The sequence below is a fragment of the Streptomyces sp. RLA123 genome, assembly GCF_056270165.1.
The window spans coordinates 2,746,146-2,769,488 of record NZ_JBWDOR010000003.1; the positions used below are offsets into that span (position 1 = coordinate 2,746,146).

11 protein-coding genes and 1 pseudogene are annotated in these 23,343 nt (G+C 72.0%); 10 read left to right on the forward strand and 2 right to left on the reverse strand.

Going from position 1 to position 23,343, the window contains the following annotated elements; all coding sequences use genetic code 11:
- Window positions 1-136 precede the first annotated feature (136 nt).
- Window positions 137-1,306, reverse strand: a complete 1,170-nt coding sequence (locus RV983_RS12235; RefSeq protein WP_475985823.1) for a L,D-transpeptidase — start codon at window positions 1,304-1,306, stop codon at window positions 137-139.
- Window positions 1,307-1,380: 74 nt separating this feature from the next.
- Between RV983_RS12235 and RV983_RS12240 the strand changes: the two are divergent.
- From RV983_RS12240 to RV983_RS12265, 6 genes and pseudogenes are all read left to right on the forward strand, one after another.
- A pseudogene (locus RV983_RS12240) lies at window positions 1,381-1,671 on the forward strand (zinc ribbon domain-containing protein); the annotation flags it as partial.
- A gap of 203 nt (window positions 1,672-1,874) precedes the next feature.
- Window positions 1,875-4,109 (forward strand): glycogen debranching protein GlgX, encoded by a 2,235-nt coding sequence (gene glgX / locus RV983_RS12245; RefSeq protein ID WP_475990295.1) that lies wholly within the window; start codon window positions 1,875-1,877, stop codon window positions 4,107-4,109.
- Window positions 4,110-4,244: 135 nt separating this feature from the next.
- Window positions 4,245-5,444, forward strand: a complete 1,200-nt coding sequence (locus RV983_RS12250) for an MFS transporter (RefSeq protein ID WP_475990296.1) — start codon at window positions 4,245-4,247, stop codon at window positions 5,442-5,444.
- A 34-nt stretch (window positions 5,445-5,478) separates the two neighbouring features.
- Window positions 5,479-7,296 (forward strand): ABC transporter ATP-binding protein, encoded by a 1,818-nt coding sequence (locus tag RV983_RS12255; RefSeq protein WP_475985824.1) that lies wholly within the window; start codon window positions 5,479-5,481, stop codon window positions 7,294-7,296.
- A gap of 52 nt (window positions 7,297-7,348) precedes the next feature.
- A complete protein-coding gene (locus tag RV983_RS12260) occupies window positions 7,349-9,253 on the forward strand; it encodes an ABC transporter transmembrane domain-containing protein (RefSeq protein ID WP_475985825.1) in 1,905 nt (634 codons plus the stop codon).
- 454 nt (window positions 9,254-9,707) lie between these two features.
- Complete coding sequence (locus RV983_RS12265) at window positions 9,708-12,086, forward strand: M4 family metallopeptidase (protein WP_475985826.1); 2,379 nt, start codon at window positions 9,708-9,710, stop codon at window positions 12,084-12,086.
- Window positions 12,087-12,166: 80 nt separating this feature from the next.
- Here the strand turns inward: RV983_RS12265 and glgP are convergent, their stop codons facing one another.
- Complete coding sequence (gene glgP, locus RV983_RS12270) at window positions 12,167-14,803, reverse strand: alpha-glucan family phosphorylase (RefSeq protein WP_475985827.1); 2,637 nt, start codon at window positions 14,801-14,803, stop codon at window positions 12,167-12,169.
- Window positions 14,804-15,274: 471 nt separating this feature from the next.
- Here glgP and RV983_RS12275 point away from each other — a divergent pair, with 471 nt between their 5' ends.
- From RV983_RS12275 to glgB, 4 genes are all read left to right on the forward strand, one after another.
- Window positions 15,275-17,272, forward strand: a complete 1,998-nt coding sequence (locus tag RV983_RS12275) for an alpha-1,4-glucan--maltose-1-phosphate maltosyltransferase (RefSeq protein WP_475985828.1) — start codon at window positions 15,275-15,277, stop codon at window positions 17,270-17,272.
- Complete coding sequence (gene treS / locus RV983_RS12280; protein WP_475985829.1) at window positions 17,269-18,987, forward strand: maltose alpha-D-glucosyltransferase; 1,719 nt, start codon at window positions 17,269-17,271, stop codon at window positions 18,985-18,987. The genes RV983_RS12275 and treS overlap by 4 nt, the downstream gene beginning before the upstream one ends.
- A gap of 253 nt (window positions 18,988-19,240) precedes the next feature.
- The gene (locus tag RV983_RS12285) at window positions 19,241-20,701 is read left to right on the forward strand and encodes a maltokinase N-terminal cap-like domain-containing protein (RefSeq protein ID WP_475985830.1); all 1,461 of its coding nucleotides are present in this window, start codon (window positions 19,241-19,243) and stop codon (window positions 20,699-20,701) included.
- 37 nt (window positions 20,702-20,738) lie between these two features.
- Entirely contained in the window at window positions 20,739-23,309 is a 2,571-nt protein-coding gene (gene glgB / locus RV983_RS12290; RefSeq protein WP_475985831.1) for a 1,4-alpha-glucan branching enzyme, read from the forward strand.
- Window positions 23,310-23,343 lie beyond the last annotated feature (34 nt).

The following is a 23,343-nucleotide window of genomic DNA, read 5'->3' on the forward strand; positions in this document are numbered from 1 at the left end:
CTCTTCTCCCCATGCCCGGCCGTGCCCGTGTGAGTCCCCCTCACTCTTCAGTCAGCCAACCACAGGAAAGCGGCCCGGCAGGTCCCGGTATTGTCACCGTTCCGTCCCGATCACCGGGCCCTGCCGGAGCGGTAGTTCAGCCGTCGGCCAGCCACTGCCGCCAGGACAGGTTCCAGCCGCTCAGCCCGTTGTCCGGGGCGACGGTCCGGTCGTGGGAGTTGACCACCGTGACCATGTCCCCGACGAGGGTGTGGTCGAAGAACCAGCCCGCCGGGGTGGCGTCCGCGCCGCCCTTCACGTCGTAGAGGCCGACGCAGCCGTGGCTGGTGTTCGCGGAGCCGAAGGTGCCGGGCGGCGCCCAGTAGCTGCCGTGCACGAAGGTGCCCGAGCGGGTCAGGCGCAGCGCGTGCGGGACGTCCGGGATGTCGTACTCGCCGCCGAAGCCGACGGTGTCCCCGTTCATCCGGGTCAGCCGCAGCTTCTCGGAGACGACCATGGCGCCGTTGTACGTCGGGTTGTCGGGCGCGCCGGCGGAGACCGGCAGGACGCGGAACACCTGCCCGGCCCGGCGCACCGTCATGGTGTGGGTGGCCGCGTCGACGACGCTGGTCTGGTCGCGGCCGACGGTGAAGCGCACGTCCTTCTCCTGCACCCCGTACACCTCGGGCGCCGCCTCCACGTCGCGCAGCCGCAGCGCGAGGGTGACCTCGGTGCCGGGCTGCCAGCGGTAGCGGGGCCGGAAGTCCAGGCGCTGGTCGCCGAACCAGTGCGGCTCGACGGCCACGGCCGGCTCGGACGTGACGGCGACGGCGCGCTCGACGGCCGCGCGGTCGGCCACCGGGCGGTTGAAGTCCAGGGACACGATCATGCCGGTGCCCACGGTCTGGCCGTCCTCGGGCGTGAAGTAGCCGACCAGGGTGTTCCGGGGGACAAGGGTGGTGAACACCGCGTGTTTGGCGGCGCGCCGGCCGTCGCCGTCCACCGCTACCGCGTCCACGGTGTACTTCGCCGACAGCGCCAGGCGGTCGCGCGGCTGCCAGCGGGTGCGGTCGGCGCTCAGCACGCCGTCGATCCCCGTCCCCTCGCCGTCGGCGACCCGCACGGAGGTGAGCCGGCCGTGCTCCGCCTCCACGGTGAACGGATCGTCGGGACGCACCTCGCGCGCCCCGTCGCCGGGCGTGATCCGGATCTGGGCCCGGGACAGCTTCGGAGCCTGGTCACCGGCCCCACCGCCCTCCCCCGGGGCGAACCCCAGACCGCACGCCGTCAGCACCGAGACCAGCCATATGGCGGCGGTCAATCCCACCCCCGCGCGCACAGCGCGCCGCACCGCAGTCGTCACGCAGGGTCAACGACCGGGCGGCCGCGGGGAAACGTGCCGGCGCCGCCAAGACGGCCCTGATCGAGATGGGCCGCAAGCACGGGCGGGACATCCGCCTGGTGCATCCCGCGCACACCACCATGGACTGCGCGGCGTGCGGAGCGAGAACCGGGCACGCACTTCCACTCTCGGAACGTACCTGCACCCGCACCGCGTGCGCAGCCGTCTCGCCCAGGGACAAGAACTCCGCCCGCGTGATGCTCGTCCGGGCTGGACTCGACCCGGCTGGTGCCGATCGTGCAAGCGCTGGCGGACCGCTGGTCCCCAGCCAACGTGAGCCAGGAATCCCCGTCCCTCAGGACGGGGAGGATGTCCAGCGTGTGACGTCGTGCGGGGAACGGGAAAGTAAAGCGGGAGGGCGCAACGCGCGCACGGGAGGGACACCGTGCCGCGAGGGTCCTGGCCGGCGCGGCCAGGACCGGCCGTCCCCCGAGCTGCAGGAGGCAAGCACGTGTCAGAGACGCGCCAGGACGATACGGCCGAGCGGGCCGGCATGCTGCGCCCGGTCGGCCCCCCGATCGCTCCCCTGTCCGTGCCCCTCCCCCGCCCGCACTCCGAACCGGCGGCCGCCGAGCCGGAGCCCGCGCGGGAGGTCTGGCCGGGCAGCCCGCAGCCGCTGGGGGCCCGCTTCCATCCCGGCCCGGACGGGCGGCCGGGCACCAATTTCGCGCTGTGGGCGGGCGGTGCCGAATCCGTCGAGCTGTGCCTGTTCGACGACGACGGCGCCGAGACCAGGATCCCGCTGACCGAACTGACCCATGAGATCTGGCACGGCTTCGTGCCCGGCGTCCTGCCGGGCCACCGCTACGGCTACCGCGTGGGCGGCCGCTGGGACCCGTGGACCGGCGCCCGCTGGAATCCGGCCAAGCTGCTGCTCGACCCGTACGCGCGGGCGGTGGACGGCGACTTCACGCTCCCGCCGGAGGTCTACGGCCACGTCCGGGACTGGCCCGAGCGCGCGGTCGCCGACACCGTGCGCGACAACCGCGACTCGGCCCCGCACGTGCCCAAGGGCGTCGTGGTGGACGACGACGACTCCTGGGTGGACGACCGGCGCCCCAAGACGCCATGGGCCGACTCCGTCATCTACGAGCTGAATGTGCGCGGTTTCACCATGCGCCACCCCGGCATCCCGCCCGAGCTGCGCGGCACGTACGCGGGGCTCGCGCACCCCGCGGCGGTGGAGTACCTGGCGGGCCTCGGCGTGACGGCCGTCGAGCTGCTGCCGGTGCACCAGTTCGCGCACGAGGACCACCTGTTGCGCCGTGGCCTGCGCAACTACTGGGGCTACAACTCCGTCGGATACTTCGCCCCGCACGCCGGCTACGCCGCCACCGGGAGCCGCGGGCAGCAGGTCGGCGAGTTCAAACGGATGGTGCGCGCGCTGCACGACGCGGGCATCGAGGTGATCCTCGACGTCGTCTACAACCACACCGCCGAGGGCAGCGAACTGGGCCCGACCCTGTCCCTGCGGGGCATCGACAACCGCGGCTACTACCGGCTCCAGGCGGACCCGCGCCGCTACGCCGACTACACCGGCTGCGGCAACACCCTGCACGTCGTGCAGCCGCAGGTGCTGCGGCTGATCACCGACTCGCTGCGCTACTGGGTCACCGAGATGGGCGTCGACGGCTTCCGCTTCGACCTGGCGGCGGCGCTGGCCCGTTCCATGCACGACGTCGACATGCTCTCCCCCTTCCTCGCCGTCATCGCCCAGGACCCGGTGCTGCGCCGGGTCAAGCTGATCGCCGAGCCGTGGGACGTCGGCTCCGGCGGCTACCAGGTGGGCGCCTTCCCGCCGTTGTGGACGGAGTGGAACGACCGCTACCGCGACACGGTGCGCGATTTCTGGCGGGGCACCCACCACGATGTGCGCGACCTCGGCTACCGGCTGTCGGGCTCCAGCGACCTGTACGCCTGGGGCGGCCGCCGCCCGTACGCCTCGGTCAACTTCATCACCGCGCACGACGGCTACACCCTGCGCGACCTGGTCAGCTACGAGAGCAAGCACAACGGGGCCAACGGCGAGGACAACCGGGACGGCACCAACGACAACCGCTCCTGGAACTGCGGGCACGAGGGCGAGACCGACGACCCGCAGGTGACGGCGCTGCGCCGGCGGCAGCTGCGCAACATGCTCGCCACCTTGCTGCTGTCCACCGGGGTGCCGATGCTCACCGCGGGGGACGAGGCCGGGCGCACCCAGGGCGGCAACAACAACGCCTACTGCCAGGACAACGAGATCGGCTGGATGGACTGGTCGCTGCTGGAGGATCCGGCCTGGGCGGCGCTGCGCGACCTGACCGCCCGTCTGATGCGGCTGCGCCGACGGCACCCGGTGCTGCGCCGCAGGGCCTTCTTCTCCGGGCGTCCGCAGTCCGACAACGGTCTGCGGGATCTGGCCTGGTTCACCGCGCGGGGGCGGGAGATGACCGACGGGGACTGGCACGGGGCGACCTCGACGCTCGGGATGTACCTGTCCGGGGCGGATATCCCGCACCGCGACCAGCGCGGGCTGCCGGTCCGGGACGACAGCTTCCTCGCCGTCCTCCACGGCTCGTACCGCCCGGTCCGGTTCACCCTGCCGGGCGCGCCGTGGGCGGCGGAGTACGAACTGCTGCTGGACACCTCGCTCGAGGACCAGGAACAGGCGCCGGGCACCCGGTACCGGGCGGGGGACGTCCTCACGGTGCCGGGGCGGACGGTGCTGCTGCTGCGGGTCGTCTGAGGGACGAGACATTGCGGCGAAGGTGTGGACTCGGCCAATTGGTCCAGTCCACACTGGTCGTCCGTGACCTCCGCACCCCCGCCCTCCCCGCCGTACGCCTCCGACCGCACCGCGAAAGCCGCCCCCGGGGACCGCCTGTGGTCACGGGGGTTCGGGCTGTACTTCACCGCCCGCAGCGTCGCCATGCTCGGCGACTCGATGCTGCCCGTGGCCCTGTCGGCCGGACTGCTCCAGCACGGGTACGGCGCGGGCGACATCGGTTACGCCATGGCCTCGTTCACCGCGTGCTTCGCGGGACTGGTCGTGTTCGGCGGGGTGCTCGCCGACCGGTTCAGCGCCCGTACTCTCATGATCGGCGCGGACCTGGTGCGGGTCGTCACCCAGTCCCTGGCCGCCGCCCTCTTCTTCGCGGGGCACGTCGTGCTGTGGCAGATCTGCCTGATCGGCGCGGTCAACGGCGTGGCGGGCGCCATGTTCCAGCCAGGGGTGGCCAGTACGGTCCCGCAGGTCGCCCGGGACGTCCAGGAGGCCAACGGGGTCGTCCGCACGGCCGAGGCGCTGATGGCGCTGGCCGGCCCGGCGCTCGCCGGCGTGCTGGTGGCGTTCGCCTCCTCCGGCGGGGTGTTCGCCGTGCACGCCGGGACGTACGCGGTGAGCGCCGTCTGCCTGCTGCTGCTCCGGCTGCCCGGGCGGACCGCGCGCGGGCAGCAGGACGCCGTCCGGCGCGGCAGCTTCCGGGCCGACCTGGCCGAGGGGTGGCGGGAGTTCCGGGCCCGCACCTGGATGTGGTCGGTGATCGTCGTCTGGATGGCCTTCATGATCATGGTGATGGGCCCGGTGACCCCGCTGGCGGCCGGGGAGATCCTGCCCGCACACGGCCCGAAGGCGTACGGCCTGGTCAGTTCCGCGCTGGGGGCGGGCACCGCGCTCGGCGGGCTGCTGGCGATCCGGCTCCGGCCGGCCCGGCCGCTGCGGGGCGGAGCCCTCGCGCTGTTCGGGTTCGCGCTCTACCCGGCGGCCGTCGGCGCGTGGCTGCCGGTGCCGGCGATCGCGGCGGCGGTGCTGGTGGCCGGGACGGCCTGGGCGTTCTGGAGTGTGATGTGGGCCACCAGTGTGCAGACGCAGGTGCCCGGCGAGATCCTCAACCGGATCCACGCCTACGAGGTCGCGGGATCGGTCGCCATGCTGCCCGTCGGCCAAGCCCTGGCGGGGCCGGCGGCCGGGGTTTTCGGGGCCCGTCCCGTCCTGCTGGCCGGTGGCGTGGTGACGGTAGGGGTCTGCGTGGCGCTGCTGTCGGTGCCCGCCGTGCGGGACCTCGGCCGAAAATCCGGATGAACGTTGTCAGTGGTCACACGTAGTCTCTGAAACGATGCCTGAGTCGACCATCCAACCCGCGCCCGACCGTCCCCGATCCGCCGTCCGCTCCCTGCTGCGCCTGTGGCCGTACGTGAAGCCGGTCAGCCACCGGCTGTTCGGCTCCGCGGGGGTGGCCGTGGTCGCGTCGTGCCTCGCGCTGCTCATCCCGCTCGTCCTGAAGTGGATCGTGGACGGCCCGGTCGTCGACCACGACCCCTCCGGCGTCTGGCTCGGCGGCGGCGTCGTGCTGCTGCTCGGTCTCCTGGAGGCAGGGCTCTTCGGCATACGGCGCTGGCTGGTGGCCCGGCCGATGGCGGGGCTGGAGGCGACCATGCGGGCGGATCTGTATCGGCGGCTGCAACGCCTTCCGGTGGCCTTTCACGACCGCTGGGGCTCGGGACAGCTGCTCTCGCGCGCCACGAACGACCTGCAGATCCTGCGGATGTTCCTGACCTTCCCCATGGTCTTCCTCGCGGTCAACGGCGCGACGATCGTGGCGGGCTTCGCCATCCTGTTCTTCCAGCAGTGGTCGCTCGGGCTGATCCTGCTCGTGCCGGTCGTACCGCTGGTGTTCCTCTGCGCCTACTTCGAGGCGCGCTATCAGCAGGCGTCCCGGCTCGCCCAGGACCAGGTCGGCGACCTGACCACGCTGGTCGAGGAGTCCGTGCTCGGCATCCGCATCATCAAGGCCTTCGGCCGGCACCGCAGCCAGGCCGAGGCCTTCCGCCGCCAGTCCCGCGAGCTGCGCGGCACGGAGCTGCGCAAGGCCCGGCTGCTGGCGGACCTGTGGATGGTCATCATGGGCCTGCCGGACGTGGCGCTCGGCGCGGCGCTGGTGCTGGGCGCGATGCAGGTGGCCGACGGCGACCTGTCCGCCGGCACGCTGGTGGCCTTCCTGTCCACCGCCCTGGCGCTGCGCTGGCCCGTGGAGTCGCTGGGCTGGCTGCTGTCGTTCAGCAACGAGGCGGCCACCGCCGCCGACCGCGTCTTCGAGGTGCTGGACTGCGAGCTGCCCCCGGAGACCGGTACCGGCTCCGGGCCGGAGGTGACGGCCGGCAGTGGCGACGGCATCCGCTTCTCCGGTGTCCGCTTCCGCTATCCCGACGCCCCCGAGGGCACTCCCGACCTGCTCACCGGCATCGACCTGCACATCCGCAGCGGCGAGACGGTCGCCCTGGTCGGCTCCACGGGCAGCGGCAAGACCACGCTCACCTCGCTGATCCCCCGGCTGTACGAGCCGACCGGGGGCCGCATCACCCTGGACGGCGCCGACGCCGCGGGGCTGAGCCGGTCCGCGCTGCGCCGCGTCGTCGCGACGGCCTTCGAGGAACCCACGCTCTTCTCCGCCAGCGTCCGGGAGAACGTCCTGATGGGCGCCCCCGACGCGGACGAGGCCGATCTGCTGCGGGCTCTGGAGATCGCCCAGTGCGACTTCGTCCACAAGCTCCCGCAGGGTGTGGAGACCCAGGTCGGCGAGCAGGGCCTGAGCCTGTCCGGAGGCCAGCGGCAGCGCCTCGCCCTGGCCCGCGCGGTGGTGGGACGGCCCCGCTTCCTCGTCCTCGACGACCCGTTGTCCGCACTGGACGTCCACACCGAGGCCCTTGTCGAGGCCGCCCTGCGCCAGGTGCTCGCCACGACCACCGCCCTGGTCGTGGCCCACCGGCCCTCCACGGTGATGCTCGCCGACCGCGTCGCCCTGATGGCCGGCGGCCGGATCACCGCCGTCGGCACCCACCACGAACTGCTCGCCGCGTTCCCGGAGTACCGCCGTCTGATGTCCGGCCAGGACGAGCCCGCCACCGTCCCCTCCGGGGGAGGCACGGCCGGATGACCCCGTCCCGCACCGGCCGCAGCACGATCCGATCCCAAGGGAGCAGCGCACGATGACCTCGGTCACGGAGTCACAGCCCTCCACCGGCGAACCCGGGGAACCGGGCGAACCCCGGGAACCCGGCCGTCCCGGTGAGCCCGCCGAGGATTCCCGGCCGGCGGCCGGGGACGATCCCTTCGACCGGGACACCCTGCCGGCGCCCCCCGGGGCGTCACGGCAGCTGCTGCGCGATCTCGTCGGCCCGCACCGCGGGCGGGTCTGGTTCGCGGCCGTGCTGCTGCTCCTGCAGCAGGCCGCCGTGCAGGCGGGCCCGCTCATCGTGGCGGTGGCCATCGACCGGGCGATCCCGGCACTGCGCCGGCACGACCACGGACCGCTGATCGCGGTGGCGGTGGCCTACATCGGGTGCGCCGTCGCGGGCGGACTGCTCCAGCGCACGTTCATCCGGAGGGCAGGGCTGATCTGCCAGGACGTTCTGGTCGAGCTGCGCAGCCGGATCTTCCGGCATGCCCAGGCGCTGGGTCTGGACTTCCACGAGCGCTACACCTCGGGCCGGATCATCGCCCGCGCGACCTCCGACGTGGAGTCGATCCGCGAGCTGCTGACCGAGGGCCTGCAGGAGCTGCTCAACGTCGGCCTGTCGGTGCTCTACATCTCCGCGGTGCTGCTGTGGCTGGACTGGCCGCTCGGGCTGTTCACGCTGGCGAGCGGAGTGCCGCTGGTGTTCACCGTCCGCGCGTTCCGCCGACGTTCCGCCCGTGTGTACACGCGGCGCTCGGCCGCGACCGCCGCGGTCATCGTGCGCTTCACCGAGACCATGAACGGCATCCGGCCCGTGCAGGCGTTCCGCCGCGAGCCCGCCAACGACGAGGCCTTCGGCGAGCTGAACGCCACCCACCGCAAGGCCAACGGCGACGCGATCCTGGAGATGGGCCGGTTCACCGTCTCCTCCTGGCTGATCGCCAACACCTCGGTGGCGCTGGTGGTCCTGTGGGGCGCGTACCGCGTGGCCTCCGGCTCCCTGGAGCTGGGCGTGCTCGCGGCCTTCGTGCTCTACCTGCGCCGGCTGTACGCGCCGATCGACCCGCTCGGCATGTTCCTCAACTCCTACCAGTCGGCCGCCGCCTCGCTGGAGAAGATCGCCGGCCTGCTCGCCCAGCGGCCCTCGGTGCCCGAGCCGGAGGTGCCGCGGGTCCTGCCGCCCACGGAGGCGGAGATCCCGGGCCGCGAGGTCGTCTTCGACGATGTCCGCTTCGCGTACCGCACCGGCGGCGAGGTGCTGCCCCGGTTCGACCTGCGGCTGCCCGCGGGCCAGACGGTGGCGGTGGTCGGGGCGACCGGCGCCGGCAAGTCGACGCTCGCCAAGCTGCTGGCCCGCTTCTACGACCCGACCTCGGGCCACGTCACCCTCGACGGGGTGGACCTGTGCGACCTGACGCTGCCGGACCTGCGCCGCGGGGTGGTCATGGTCACCCAGGAGGCGTTCCTCTTCTCCGGCACGGTCGCCGAGAACATCGCGATCGGCCGCCCGGAGGCGACGCGCGAGGAGGTCGAGCAGGCGGCCCGTGCCATCGGTGCCCACGAGTTCATCGCCGCCCTCCCGGACGGCTACGACACCGACGTCCGCAAGCGCGGCGGCCGGATCTCCGCCGGGCAGCGGCAGTTGGTCGCCTTCGCGCGGGCGCTGCTCGCCGACCCCGCCGTGCTCATCCTCGACGAGGCCACCTCCTCGCTGGACGTCCCCGGCGAGCGCGCGGTGCAGCGCGCGATGAGCGAGGTGCTCCGCGGCCGCACGGCGGTGATCATCGCCCACCGTCTGTCGACCGTCGAGATCGCCGACCGCGTCCTGGTCATGGACCAGGGCCGGATCGTCGAGGACGGCGCCCCCGCCGACCTGATCTCCGGGACGGGCCGCTTCGCCGACCTCCACCAGGCCTGGCGCGACAGCCTCGTCTGACGCCTCTCCCCCCGGCCTCGCGCCGGGGGCCCGGCGGCGGGACCGTACGCCGGCAACGGCCCGCCGCGTCATTGCGCGCGCCCGAGATGCCCGTCCCGCAGGGGCGTCGGGCGCCGCGCGCGGGACGGACATGCCCACCGCCGGCGATGCCGCCGGCCGCATGGTCACGCCCTGCGGGACACGTCGTCCGTTATGCGGATCGGCTGTCCTCCCGAAAGGACGCATTCGGCCAACTTCTCGTCACGTACATGACATCAACCCATGAGTAGTGGCACTCTTCCCCGGTCGGCACAGAACGCGCCCGCGCCGGTAGGCATCCGCGCGCTGGTCGCGCCGGCCGCAGCTCCGCACGTCCCACCCGCACGGCTTGCACGGCTAGTTCCGCCCGGGCAGCACACCCTGTCTGCCCGGCTGTCCCCGGCCGCCAACCGCGGCCGACGCAGTAGGAGTCCGAGTGAGACGATCCCCCCGCAAGGCAGTCGCGGCCACAAGCCTGGTCGCCACCGCCGCATTTCTCGCCGTCGGCATACCGTCGACCACCGCCGCGGCGAAGCCCGCCCCCCACACGAGCCAGGTCCGCGCCGGAGCGCTCGAGGCCTCGCTCACCCCCGCCCAGCACAGCTCGCTGATCAAGAGCGCGAGCGCCCGGACGGCCGTGACGGCCAAGTCCCTGGGCCTGGGCAGCAAGGAGCAGTTGGTCGTCCGGGACGTCGTCAAGGACGTGGACGGCACCCTGCACACCCGCTACGAGCGCACCTACGCCGGGCTTCCCGTGCTCGGCGGTGACCTCGTGGTGCACACTCCCGCCACGGGCGCCGGCACGCTGGGCACCACGTTCAACACGAACAGGACCATCACCGTCGCCTCGACGACACCGAAGGTCGCCGAGTCCACCGCCACCGGCGCAGCCGTCAAGGCCGCCAAGACGCTCAAGGCCGAGGCGCCCGCCGCGGACAGCGCCCGCAAGGTGATCTGGGCCGGGCAGGGCACGCCGAAGCTCGCCTGGGAGACCGTGGTCGGTGGTCTGCAGGACGACGGCACGCCGAGCCGGCTGCACGTCGTCACCGACGCCATGACCGGCGCGGAGCTGTACCGGTACCAGGACGTCAAGACCGGCACCGGCAACACCCAGTACAGCGGATCGGTGACCCTCGGCACCACGCTGTCGGGCTCGACCTACCAGCTGACCGACAACACCCGTGGCGGCCACAAGACGTACAACCTCAACCGGGCCACGTCCGGCACCGGGACGCTGTTCACCGACGCCGACGACGTCTGGGGCGACGGGACGGGCTCCAACACCCAGACCGCGGGCGCCGACGCCGCCTACGGCGCCCAGGAGACGTGGGACTTCTACAAGACCACCTTCGGCCGCAGCGGTATCCGCAACGACGGTGCCGCGGCGTACTCGCGGGTGCACTACAGCAGCGGCTACGTCAACGCGTTCTGGGACGACAGCTGCTTCTGCATGACCTACGGCGACGGCTCGGGCAACACCCACGCCCTGACCTCGCTGGACGTCGCGGGCCACGAGATGAGCCACGGCGTCACGTCCAACACCGCGGGCCTCAACTACACCGGTGAGTCCGGCGGCCTGAACGAGGCGACCTCCGACATCTTCGGAACGGGCGTCGAGTTCTACGCCAACAACGGCAGCGACGTCGGCGACTACCTCATCGGCGAGAAGATCAACATCAACGGCGACGGCACCCCGCTGCGCTACCAGGACAAGCCGTCCCGTGACGGCACGTCACCCGACAGCTGGTACTCCGGCGTCGGCAACCTGGACGTCCACTACTCCTCGGGCCCGGCGAACCACATGTTCTACCTGCTCTCCGAGGGCAGCGGCGCCAAGGTCATCAACGGGGTCAGCTACAACAGCCCGACCGCCGACGGTGTCGCCGTCGCCGGCATCGGCCGCGCCGCCGCGCTGCAGATCTGGTACAAGGCGCTGACCACCTACATGACGAGCAGCACCAACTACGCGGCGGCCCGCACCGCCGCCCTCAACGCCGCCACCGCGCTGTACGGCGCCTCCTCCGCCCAGTACGCGGGCGTGCAGAACGCCTTCGCGGGCATCGGCGTCGGCAGCCACGCTCCGGTCTCGGGCGTCACGGTCACCAACCCGGGCAACCAGGCCAGCGGTGTCGGCACCGCGGTCAGCCTGCAGATCTCGGCGAGCAGCACCAACAGCGGCGCACTCGGCTACGCGGCGAGCGGTCTGCCGACCGGTCTGTCGATCAACGCCTCCACCGGCCTGATCTCCGGCACCCCGACCACCGCGGGCACCTACAACACCACGGTCACGGTCACCGACTCCGCCGCGAAGACCGGCACCGCCTCGTTCACCTGGACCGTCTCCACCGGCGGCGGCACCTGCACCTCGGCGCAGCTGCTCGGCAACGCGGGCTTCGAGTCGGGCAGCGCCTCCTGGACCGCGTCCAGCGGTGTGATCACCAACGACAGCGGCCAGGCCGCCCACGGCGGTTCGTACAAGGGCTGGCTGAACGGCTACGGCTCGACCCACACCGACACGCTGTCCCAGTCGGTGACGATCCCGGCCGGCTGCAAGGCGACCTTCACCTTCTGGCTGCACATCGACTCCGCCGAGACGACCACCAGCACCCAGTACGACAAGCTGACCGTCACGGCCGGTTCGACCACCCTGGCCACCTACTCGAACCTCAACAAGGCCACGGGCTACACCCAGAAGTCCTTCAGCCTGAACGGCTTCGCCGGCTCCACCGTCAGCCTGAAGTTCACCGGCACCGAGGACTCCTCGCTGCAGACGAGCTTCGTGGTGGACGACACGGCCGTCACCACCTCCAACTGATCCCCGCGGGGTGACGTGAACGCCGGGCCCCGGCCGTCCTCGACGGCCGGGGCCCGGTCATGTACGGGGCGGGTGCCCGGTCAGCGCAGCACGCCCGCCGTCATGCCCGCGGCCTCGGCGGGCACCGCGATCAGGCCCAGCTCGGCGGCCGACGCGAGCAGCCGGTGGGTGGGCAGTACCCGCACGGTGTAGCCGAACGGCCCGGTGCGGTCCAGCGCCAGCGGCCCCTCGTACAGCCAGCGGCCCTCCAGGTCGGGTCGGCCGCCCGGTTTGAGGGAGACCACCGACGGGTCGGCGATGCGGTCGGAGTCGCCGACCCGGCCGGACACCACCTGGACGTCGACGTCGCCCGGTTCCAGGTCGCCGAGGGCGACCTGGACCCGCAGGGTGAGCGTGGTCCCGAGCTCCGGTGAGCCGCCGACGGAGGCACCGGTCTCCACGTGGTCCACGGCGATCCGCGGCCACTGCTCGCGCACCCGCCGCTTCCACGCGGCCAGTTCGGCCGCGTCCCCGCCGGCCGCGAGGCGGTGCGCGGCGGCGGCCGGGGCGTACAGCCGCTGGACGTACTCGCGCACCATGCGGCCGGCCAGCACCTTGGGCCCCAGGGTGGTGAGGGTGTGCCGGACCATCTCGATCCAGCGCGTCGGCAGTCCGTGCGTGCCCTGGTCGTAGAAGCGCGGGGCGACCTGGTTCTCGATCAGGTCGTACAGCGCCGTCGCCTCGATGTCGTCGCGCCGGTCCGGGTCGCCCTGGGCTCCGAAGCCGTCGGCGGTCGGGATGGCCCAGCCGTTGTTGCCGTCGAACCACTCCTCCCACCACCCGTCGAGGACGGAGAGATTGAGGCCTCCGTTGAGCGCGGACTTCATCCCGGAGGTGCCGCAGGCCTCCAGCGGGCGCAGCGGGTTGTTCAGCCAGACGTCGCAGCCGTGGTAGAGATGCTGCGCCATGGCCATGTCGTAGTCGGGCAGGAAGACGATCCGGTGCCGTACCCGGGGGTCGTCCGCGAAGCGCACGAGCTCCTGGACCAGGCGCTTGCCGCTGTCGTCGGCCGGGTGGGCCTTGCCCGCGACCACGATCTGGACCGGCCGGGTCGGGTGGAGCAGCAGGTCCATCAGCCGGTCCTGGTCGCGCAGCATGAGCGTGAGCCGCTTGTACGAGGGCACCCGGCGCGCGAAGCCGATGGTGAGCACATCGGGGTCGAGCACGTCGTCGGCCCAGCCCAGTTCGGCGGAACCGGCGCCGCGCTGCCGCCAGGACGCGCGCACCCGGCGGCGCACCTCCCACACCAGCTGGTCGCGCAGCTCGCGGCGGAGCTCCCAGATGGCCGCGTCGGGGATGGCGCCGACGGACTCCCAGGTGTCGGCCAGGCCCACCGTCATCGCGTCCTCGGCGATCTGCGATCCGGCCTGCTTGGCACCGAGCCGGAACACCTCGGGCGCCACCCAGGTGGGGGCGTGCACGCCGTTGGTGACGGACGTGATCGGCACCTCCTCCAGGTCGAAGCCCGGCCACAGCCCGGCGAACATCTCGCGGCTCACCTGGCCGTGCAGGGTGGAGACGCCGTTGGCCCGCTGCGCGAGCCGCAGGCCCATCACGGCCATGTTGAAGACATTGGGGTCGCCCCCGGAGTACGTCTCCATGCCCAGCTCCAGCACCCGCTGCACGTCCACCCCGTGCAGTTCGCCGTCGTCGCCGAGGTGACGGGCGACCAGCTCGCGGTCGAAGCGGTCGATGCCCGCGGGCACCGGGGTGTGCGTGGTGAAGACGGTCCCGGAGCGGACCGTCTCCAGCGCGGAGTCGAAGTCCGTCCCGGTGTTCTCGGCCGTGAGCTCGCGGATGCGCTCCAGGCCGAGGAAGCCGGCGTGCCCCTCGTTGGTGTGGAAGACCTCGGGCGCGGGGTGGCCGGTCAGGGAGCAGTACGTACGCACCGCGCGGACGCCGCCGATGCCGAGCAGCATCTCCTGGAGCAGCCGGTGCTCGCTGCCGCCGCCGTAGAGCCGGTCGGTGACGTCGCGTTCGCTGGGGTTGTTCTCCTCGACGTCGGAGTCGAGGAGCAGCAGCGGCACCCGGCCGACCCTGGCAAGCCAGACGCGGGCGCGCAGGCTGCGGCCGCCGGGCAGGTCGAGGACGATCAGGACGGGGGCGCCGCCGTCGTCGCGCAGCAGGGACAGCGGCAGCTCGTTCGGGTCGAGCACCGGGTAGTGCTCCTGCTGCCAGCCGTCGCGGGACAGGGACTGCCGGAAGTAGCCGTGCCGGTAGAGCAGGCCTACGCCGATCAGGGGGACGCCGAGGTCGCTGGCGGCCTTGAGGTGGTCGCCGGCCAGGATGCCCAGGCCGCCGGAGTACTGCGGCAGCGCGGCGGTGATGCCGAACTCGGGCGAGAAGTACGCGACGGCGGAGGGGAGTTCCCCGCTGCCGTCGGCACCCTGGTACCAGCGGGGGTTGGCGAGGTAGTCGTGGAGGTCCTCGACGGCGGTACCGAGCCGGCGCAGGAAGCGGCGGTCCTTGGCGAGCGCGTTCAGCCGTTCCTTGGAGACGGCGCCGAGCAGGCGCACCGGGTCGCCGGCCGCCGCCCGCCAGCCCTCGGGGTCGACCGCCTGGAACAGTTCGCGGGTCTCGGGGTGCCAGGACCAGCGCAGATTCTGCGCGAGCTCCCCGAGCGGACGTAGTGGTTCGGGCAGGACAGTTCGCACGGTGAATCGACGAATAGCCTTCACTCCTCGACGGTAGCGGCATCCCCGGGCGCGGTGGTGGCAACGGACGTCCGGATGCGCTCCGCGCCGGTGCACGCCGGGGGCGCACCACCGGGGGGCGCGCAGGCGCGCCGGTCACGGCACCGGGCCCGCTCCCCCTCCTCTCCGTGCGACCCGCCCGCACCCCCTCGGCAACCGGTCGCACCCGTCGACTATCGGCCAAAAACACGGTGTCCGCGGGGTCGGCGGTCTTTCCGGAGGCTTTGCAAGCTACGGGCCAGTACCCCTTTCCGAAGGGCATTCGGGCGGCATCCAATGGGCAGGCTCACCCTTGCGCGACGCGGCGCCCTCTCTCCTCCTCACACCTCAACTCACATCCGCCCACCCGAGTGAACGCGGACAGGAGCGGTCATGCCCCCAGGCAGCCAACCGAAGGAGCAGATAAAAAGAGTGCACGTCACCCGCCCGGCCACCAGCTCGAACAGGTGAGGCGCAATGATCGGTCGTATCCCCGTCCTGGACGTCCGCCCGCTGGTCGACTGCGGCCGCCGCCCCGCGAAGGCGGTGGCCGGCGAGACCTTCCAGGTGACGGCGACGGTATTCCGTGAAGGACATGACGCCGTCGGAGCCAATGTGGTCCTGAAGGATCCCTCGGGCCGCAGCGGCCCCTGGACCCCGATGCGGGCACTCGCCCCCGGCACCGACCGGTGGGGCGCCGAGGTGACCCCGACCGCCGAGGGCCGCTGGACGTACACGGTGGAGGCCTGGAGCGATCCGGTGGCCACCTGGCGGCACCACGCGGGCATCAAGATCCCCGCCGGCATCGACACCGAACTGGTCCTCGCCGACGGCGCCGCACTGCACGAGCGCGCCGCGGCCAAGGTCCCCAAGAAGGACGGCCGGGCCGTCGTGCTCGCCGCCGTCGACGCGCTGCGCGACGAGAGCCGGCCCCCCGCGGCCCGGCACGCGGCGGCGCTGGCCCCCGACGTCGTGGCCGTGCTGGACCGCCATCCCCTGCGCGAACTGATCAGTGCCTCGCGCCCGGCGGCGCTCCAGGTCGAGCGGCAGCGGGCCCTGTTCGGCTCCTGGTACGAGATGTTCCCCCGCTCCGAGGGCGCGGTGGTGGACCCGTCCGGGAAGCACCCCCCGCGGTCCGGCACCTTCCGTACGGCGGCCGACCGGCTGCCGGCGGTCGCCGCCATGGGCTTCGACGTGGTCTATCTGCCGCCCATTCACCCGATCGGGTCGGCCTTCCGGAAGGGGCCGAACAACTCCCTGACGGCGGGTCCGCACGATGTCGGCTCGCCCTGGGCGATCGGCTCCCCCGAGGGCGGACACGACGCGGTCCACCCGGACCTCGGCACCCTGGAGGACTTCGACTTCTTCGTCGAGCGGGCCCGGGAACTGCGGCTGGAAATCGCCCTGGACTTCGCCCTCCAGTGCTCCCCCGAGCACCCGTGGGTCGAGAAGTACCCGGAGTGGTTCACCCATCGGCCGGACGGCTCGATCGCGTACGCCGAGAACCCGCCGAAGAAGTACCAGGACATCTACCCGATCGCCTTCGACTCCGACATGTCCGGGCTCGTCCGGGAGACCGAGCGGGTGCTGCGGCACTGGATGGACCACGGGGTGCGCATCTTCCGGGTGGACAACCCGCACACCAAGCCGGTGGTCTTCTGGGAGAAGGTCATCGCGCACATCAACCGCACCGACCCCGATGTCATCTTCCTGGCCGAGGCGTTCACCCGTCCGGCGATGATGCACACCCTGGCCCGGATCGGCTTCCAGCAGTCGTACACCTACTTCACCTGGCGTAATGAGAAGCAGGAACTGGTCGACTATCTGACGGAGCTCAGTGGGGACGCGGCGAGCTACATGCGCCCGAACTTCTTCGTCAACACCCCGGACATCCTGCATGCGTATCTGCAACATGGGGGACGCGCGGCCTTCGAGGTGCGCGCGGTGCTGGCGGCCACCCTTTCGCCCACTTGGGGGGTCTACGCCGGATACGAGCTCTGCGAGAACGTGCCGGTGCGCGAGGGCAGTGAAGAGTACCTACACTCGGAGAAGTACGAGCTGAGGCCCCGTGACTGGGCGGCAGCCGAGGCCGAGGGGCGTTCCCTCGCGCCGCTGCTCACCGCGCTCAACCGGCTGCGGCGCCGCCACCCCGCGCTCCAGCAGCTGCGAGATCTGCGCTTCCACCACGTGAACAACGACGCGGTGCTGGCGTACTCGAAGCGCTCGGGCGACGGCGGTGACGTCGTACTGGTGGTCGTCAACCTGGACCCGCACCACACCCAGGAGGCGACCGTCTCGTTGAACATGCCGGAACTCGGCCTCGCATGGCACGAGTCCACCCCGGTGCGCGACGAGCTCACCGGCGAGACCTACCACTGGGGCAGGAACAACTATGTGCGCCTCGAGCCGGGCCGCGTGCCCGCGCACATCTTCACCCTGCGACCTACTCCATCGACAGGAGGGTCACCCACTTGATCGTCAACGAACCCGTACCTGACACGTTCGAAGACACCCCGGCCAAGGACCGGGATCCCGATTGGTTCAAACGGGCCGTCTTCTACGAGGTACTCGTACGGTCATTCCAGGACAGCAACGGCGACGGGGTCGGCGACCTCAAGGGGCTCACCGCCAAGCTGGACTATTTGCAATGGCTGGGGGTCGACTGCCTGTGGCTGCCGCCGTTCTTCGCGTCACCGCTGCGTGACGGCGGCTACGACGTCTCGGACTACACCGCGGTACTACCGGAGTTCGGCGACCTGGCCGACTTCGTGGAGTTCGTGGACGCCGCGCACCAGCGCGGGATGCGGGTGATCATCGACTTCGTCGTGAACCACACCAGCGACCAGCACGAGTGGTTCCAGCAGTCCCGCAGCGACCCCGACGGACCCTATGGCGACTACTACGTCTGGGCGGACGACGACAAGCAGTATCCGGAAGCCCGGGTCATCTTCGTCGACACCGAGAGCTCCAACTGGACGTTCGACCCGGTGCGCAAGCAGTACTACTGGCACCGCTTCTTCTCCCACCAGCCGGATCTCAACTACGAGAACCCGAAGGTCCAGGAGGAGATCCTCGCCGCCCTGCGCTTCTGGCTGGACCTCGGCATCGACGGGTTCCGGCTGGACGCGGTGCCGTACCTCTACCAGGAGGAGGGCACCAACTGCGAGAACCTGCCGCGCACCCACGGCTTCCTGCGGATGGTGCGAGAGGAGATCGACGCCCACTACCCGGACACGGTGCTGCTCGCCGAGGCCAACCAGTGGCCCGAGGACGTCGTCGACTACTTCGGCGACTACGCCAAGGGCGGCGACGAGTGCCACATGGCGTTCCACTTCCCGGTCATGCCGCGCATCTTCATGGCGGTGCGCCGGGAGTCGCGCTACCCGGTCTCGGAGATCCTGGCCAAGACCCCGGCGATCCCCAAGAACTGCCAGTGGGGCATCTTCCTGCGCAACCACGACGAGCTGACGCTCGAGATGGTGACGGACGAAGAGCGCGACTACATGTACGCGGAGTACGCCAAGGACCCGCGCATGCGGGCCAACATCGGCATCCGGCGCCGGCTCTCCCCGCTGCTGGACAACGACCGCAACCAGATCGAGCTCTTCACCGCGCTGCTGCTCTCCCTGCCCGGATCGCCGATCCTCTACTACGGCGACGAGATCGGCATGGGCGACAACATCTGGCTCGGTGACCGCGACGCGGTGCGCACCCCGATGCAGTGGACGCCCGACCGCAACGCGGGCTTCTCCTCCTGCGATCCGGGGCGGCTCTACCTGCCGACCATCATGGACCCGGTCTACGGCTACCAAGTCACCAACGTCGAGGCGCAGATGAGCTCACCGAGCTCGCTCCTGCACTGGACCCGCCGGATGGTCGAGATCCGCAAGCAGAACCCGGCCTTCGGGCTGGGCTCGTACACCGAACTGCCCTCCAGCAACCCGGCCGTCCTGGCCTTCTTGCGCGAGGCGCCGTCGATGGACGGGAAGGGCGACGACCTCGTCCTGTGCGTGAACAACTTCTCGCGCTTCGCCCAGCCCACGGAGCTCGATCTGCGCTCCTTCACCGGCCGTCACCCGGTCGAGCTCATCGGTGGTGTCCGCTTCCCCGCCATCGGGGAGTGGCCCTACCTGCTCACTCTCGCCGGTCACGGCTTCTACTGGTTCCGGCTGCGCCGCGACATGGCGTAACCGGGCCGCCGGAAGACGGCGACACCGGCGGTCCGGCGCGGTTTCGCGCCGGACCGCCGGGGCAGGCTCCCCCTGCCGAATCCAGCGTCATATCGGATGCTTGTCGGGCGCTTGGCACCTTGTGGGCCAGTACGCCAATTGCACCACCAGCTCGGATGATATTCGTCCGACACGTCCCGTGAGTCGGACAGTCGCCGCAGCGCACCCCTTCACTTAGGGAACCAGCAGGCCCGGCACCCGAGGAAAGGACGTCATGTCGGACACCTCGTGGCTTCGCTCCTCCGCAGCCCCCGTGGGCACCACCGTGCCCCCGGCCCCAGGACTGCTCTCCACTCTCGGCCCATTGCTGCGGGAATGGCTGCCCCGGCAGCGGTGGTTCGCCGGCAAGGGGCGGCCGATCACCGCGTTCGGCTTGGTCTCGGCGACCGAGCTGCTGCCGGCGGACGGCCGGCTCGGCACCCCCGGGCTGCTCCATCTCCTGCTCGACGTCCATCAGGACGGTCCGCACGATGCCCAACGGCACGGCCGCGGCCACGAGCGCCCCGACACATACCAGTTGCTGCTGGGCTCCCGCGGCCTGCTGCCACCGGCACTCGCGCCCGCCCTCATCGGGCACGCGGTCGGCGGACCGCTGGACGGCCTCACCCTCTACGAGGCGCTGCACGACCCCCGGCTGACCTCCCTGCTGTGGGAGCGGCTGCGCGCCCCCGGCCGCACCGGGCATCTGCTGTTCGGCTCCGAGCCGGACGCGGCGATCCCGGCCGGCCCGGCGCCGCGGCTGTCCACCGCCGAGCAGTCCAACAGCTCGGTCATCTACGGCGACAGCCACATCCTGAAGCTCTTCCGGCGGGTCGCGCCCGGCCCCAACCCGGACCTGGAACTCTCGCTCGCCCTGGCTCGCGCCGGGTCACGGCGCATCGCCGCGCCCGCCGCCTGGTTCGAGGCGGTGGGGCTGTACGACGAGCCCGCGACCCTGGGCGTGCTGCAGCGCTATCTGCCCGGCTCGGCCGGTGCCTGGGAACTGGCGCTGGAGGCCGTGGAGAAGGACACCGACTTCTCGGGCGACGCGCACGCGCTGGGGCGCGCGACCGCGGAGGTGCACCTCGCGCTGGCGCGCGCCCTGCCCACCAGCACCCTGCGCCGGCAGCAGATCGAGCTGGTCGCCGGGGCGATGGCCGACCGGCTGGACGCCGCGGCCTCCGCGGTACCCGCGCTGCGGCCGTACCGCGCCCGGCTGCGCGCCGCCTTCGAGGACCTCGCGGTGCTCGGCGAACAGGGCACGGAACTGGCGGCCCAGCGCATCCACGGCGACCTTCACCTGGGGCAGGCCCTGCTGACCCAGGACCAGGGCTGGGTGCTCATCGACTTCGAGGGGGAGCCCGCCCGGCCGCTCCCCGAACGCCGCCGCCCCGCGCCGCCGGTGCAGGACGTGGCCGGAATGCTGCGGTCGTTCGACTACGCCGCCCGGCACCACGACCCCGCCGCCCCCGGCGCGCCCGAGTGGGCCGAGACCCAGCGGGCCGCTTTCTGCGCGGGATACGCGGAGGCCGCCGGGACCGATCCCCGGGACGAGCCCGTTGTGATACGCGCCTACGAGACCGACAAGGCCGTCTACGAAGTGCTCTACGAGGCCAGGCACCGGCCCGCCTGGCTGCCCATCCCCATGGCCGCCGTACGACGCCTTTCGCAGCCGCTCCGCGGTGCCACCCCCTGACCGGGCACCCCCGCGCCCTACCGAGGAGGACCTGATCGTGACCGATCGCCAGCCGTTCCCCGATGCCGATCCCGGCACTTCCGGCCCCGGCGGGAACGGGCCGTCCCGCGCCGCGCGTTCCGCGTCCGGCGGCGGGCCCGAGGGTTCAGTGCCATCGCCCGCCGCGGCGGCGAACTCCCGTCGCAAGGCCGAGCGTCCGTCCGAGGCGGGCACCCCCGAGGTCCGCGCCTCCGACGCCCGTACCTCCGAGGCCGTCGCGCGCGGCTACGACCCCGCCGGCTCCGGGCGGCCGCCCGCCTCCGGCAGCGCGCCCCGCACGGTCCCCGCGCCGGTGCCCGGCGCCGTGGCGGTCGGCCACCAGGCGCCGCCGCCCGGGCCCGAGGTGACCCGGCCCGCTGAGGCCGCCGCCCCCGGCGATGTGCGTCCCGCCCCGGCGCTCGACGCCGGTGAGCGGTGGCGGCTGCTCGACGGGTCCCACCACGACCCGCACGCCCTGCTCGGCGCGCACCCGGTGGCGGACGGCGTGCTGGTGCGCGTCCTGCGCCCCTACGCGCAGGCGGTGACGGTCGTCACCGGGGGCGGGACGCGGGCGGCGCTGCACGGCGAGGGCGACGGGCTGTTCGCCGGGGTGCTGCCGCTGCCGGAGGTGCCGGTCCACCGGCTGCTCGTGACGTACGACGGCCAGGACCAGGAGGTCCACGACCCCTACCGCTTCCTGCCCACGCTCAGTGAGTTCGACCTGCACCTGATCGGCGAGGGCCGGCACGAGCAGCTGTGGAAGGCGCTCGGCGCCGAGCCGATGACCCACGACGGCGTGACGGGCACCCGCTTCACCGTCTGGGCGCCGAACGCCCGCGGCGTGCGCGTGGTCGGCGACTTCGACTACTGGGACGGCACGGCCTTCCCGATGCGCTCGCTCGGGTCCACCGGGGTGTGGGAGCTGTTCCTGCCCGGGGTCGGCGAGGGGCAGCGCTACAAGTTCGACATCTGCGGCCCGGACGGCGTGCACCGGCTGAAGGCCGACCCCATGGCCCGGCGCACCGAGACGCCCCCCGCGACAGCCTCCGTGATCACCGCCTCCCACCACGCCTGGCAGGACGCCGAGTGGATGGCCCGGCGCGGCGACGTGCCGGTGCACGAGGCGCCGTTGTCGGTGTACGAGGTGCACCTGGGCTCCTGGCGGCCGGGGCTGTCGTACCGCGAGCTCGCCGAGCAGCTTCCGGCGTACGTGCGCGACCTCGGCTTCACGCACGTGGAGCTGATGCCGGTCGCCGAGCACCCCTTCGGCGGCTCCTGGGGCTACCAGGTCACCTCGTACTACGCGCCGACCGCGCGGATGGGCACCCCGGACGACTTCAAGTTCCTGGTGGACGCCCTGCACCGGGCGGGCATCGGCGTGATCATGGACTGGGTGCCGGCCCACTTCCCCAAGGACGAGTGGGCGCTGGCGCAGTTCGACGGCGCGAACGTCTACGAGCACGCCTGGCGCGGCGAGCACCCGGACTGGGGGACGCTGGAGTTCGACTTCGGCCGCACCGAGGTCCGCAACTTCCTCGTCGCCAACGCGGTCTACTGGTGCGAGGAGTTCCACATCGACGGCCTGCGCGTGGACGCCGTCGCCTCGATGCTCTACCTGGACTACTCGCGCGAGGACGGCGACTGGGCGCCCAACGTGTACGGCGGGCGGGAGGACCTGGACGCGGTCGCCTTCCTCCAGGAGATGAACGCCACCGTCTACCGCCGCTGCCCGGGCGTGGTCACCATCGCCGAGGAGTCCACCGCCTGGGACGGTGTCACCCGCGCCACCCACGAGGTCGGCCCCACCGGCTTCGGCGGGCTGGGCTTCGGCCTGAAGTGGAACATGGGCTGGATGCACGACTCGCTGGAGTACGTCAAGCACGAGCCCGTGCACCGCAAGTACCACCACAACGAGATGACGTTCTCGATGGTGTACGCCTACAGCGAGAACTACGTGCTGCCGATCTCCCACGACGAGGTCGTCCACGGCAAGGGCTCGCTGGTGAACCGTATGCCGGGTGACTGGTGGCAGCAGCGCGCCACCCATCGCGCGTACCTGGGCTTCATGTGGGCCCATCCGGGCAAGCAACTGCTCTTCATGGGGCAGGAGTTCGCCCAGGGCGCCGAGTGGTCGCACGACCACGGCCCGGACTGGTGGCTGCTCGACGAGACCTACTCGGCGGCCGGCGACCACCGGGGCGTGCGCGACCTGGTGCGCGACCTCAACACGGTGTACCGGGGCACGCCCTCGCTGTGGCAGCGCGACACCTCGCCGGAGGGGTTCGCCTGGATCGACGGCGGCGCGGCCGAGGACAACGTGTTCTCCTTCCTCCGCCTCGACGCGGCCGGCGAACCGCTGATCGCCGTCAGCAACTTCTCGCCGGTGGTCCGCCAGGGGTACCGGATCGGTGTCCCGGACGGCGCGGAAGCGCTGCGCGAGGTGCTCAACACCGACGCCGCGGCGTACGGAGGTGGCGACGTCACCAACCCGGAGCCGCTGAAGTCCGAGCCCGTCGGCTGGAACGGCCGCCGGCAGAGCGTGCAGCTCACGCTGCCGCCGCTGTCCACGGTCTGGCTGCGGCCGGTGTAGCGCGGCGCGTCACGCGGAGAGGGCCGGGCGCCGT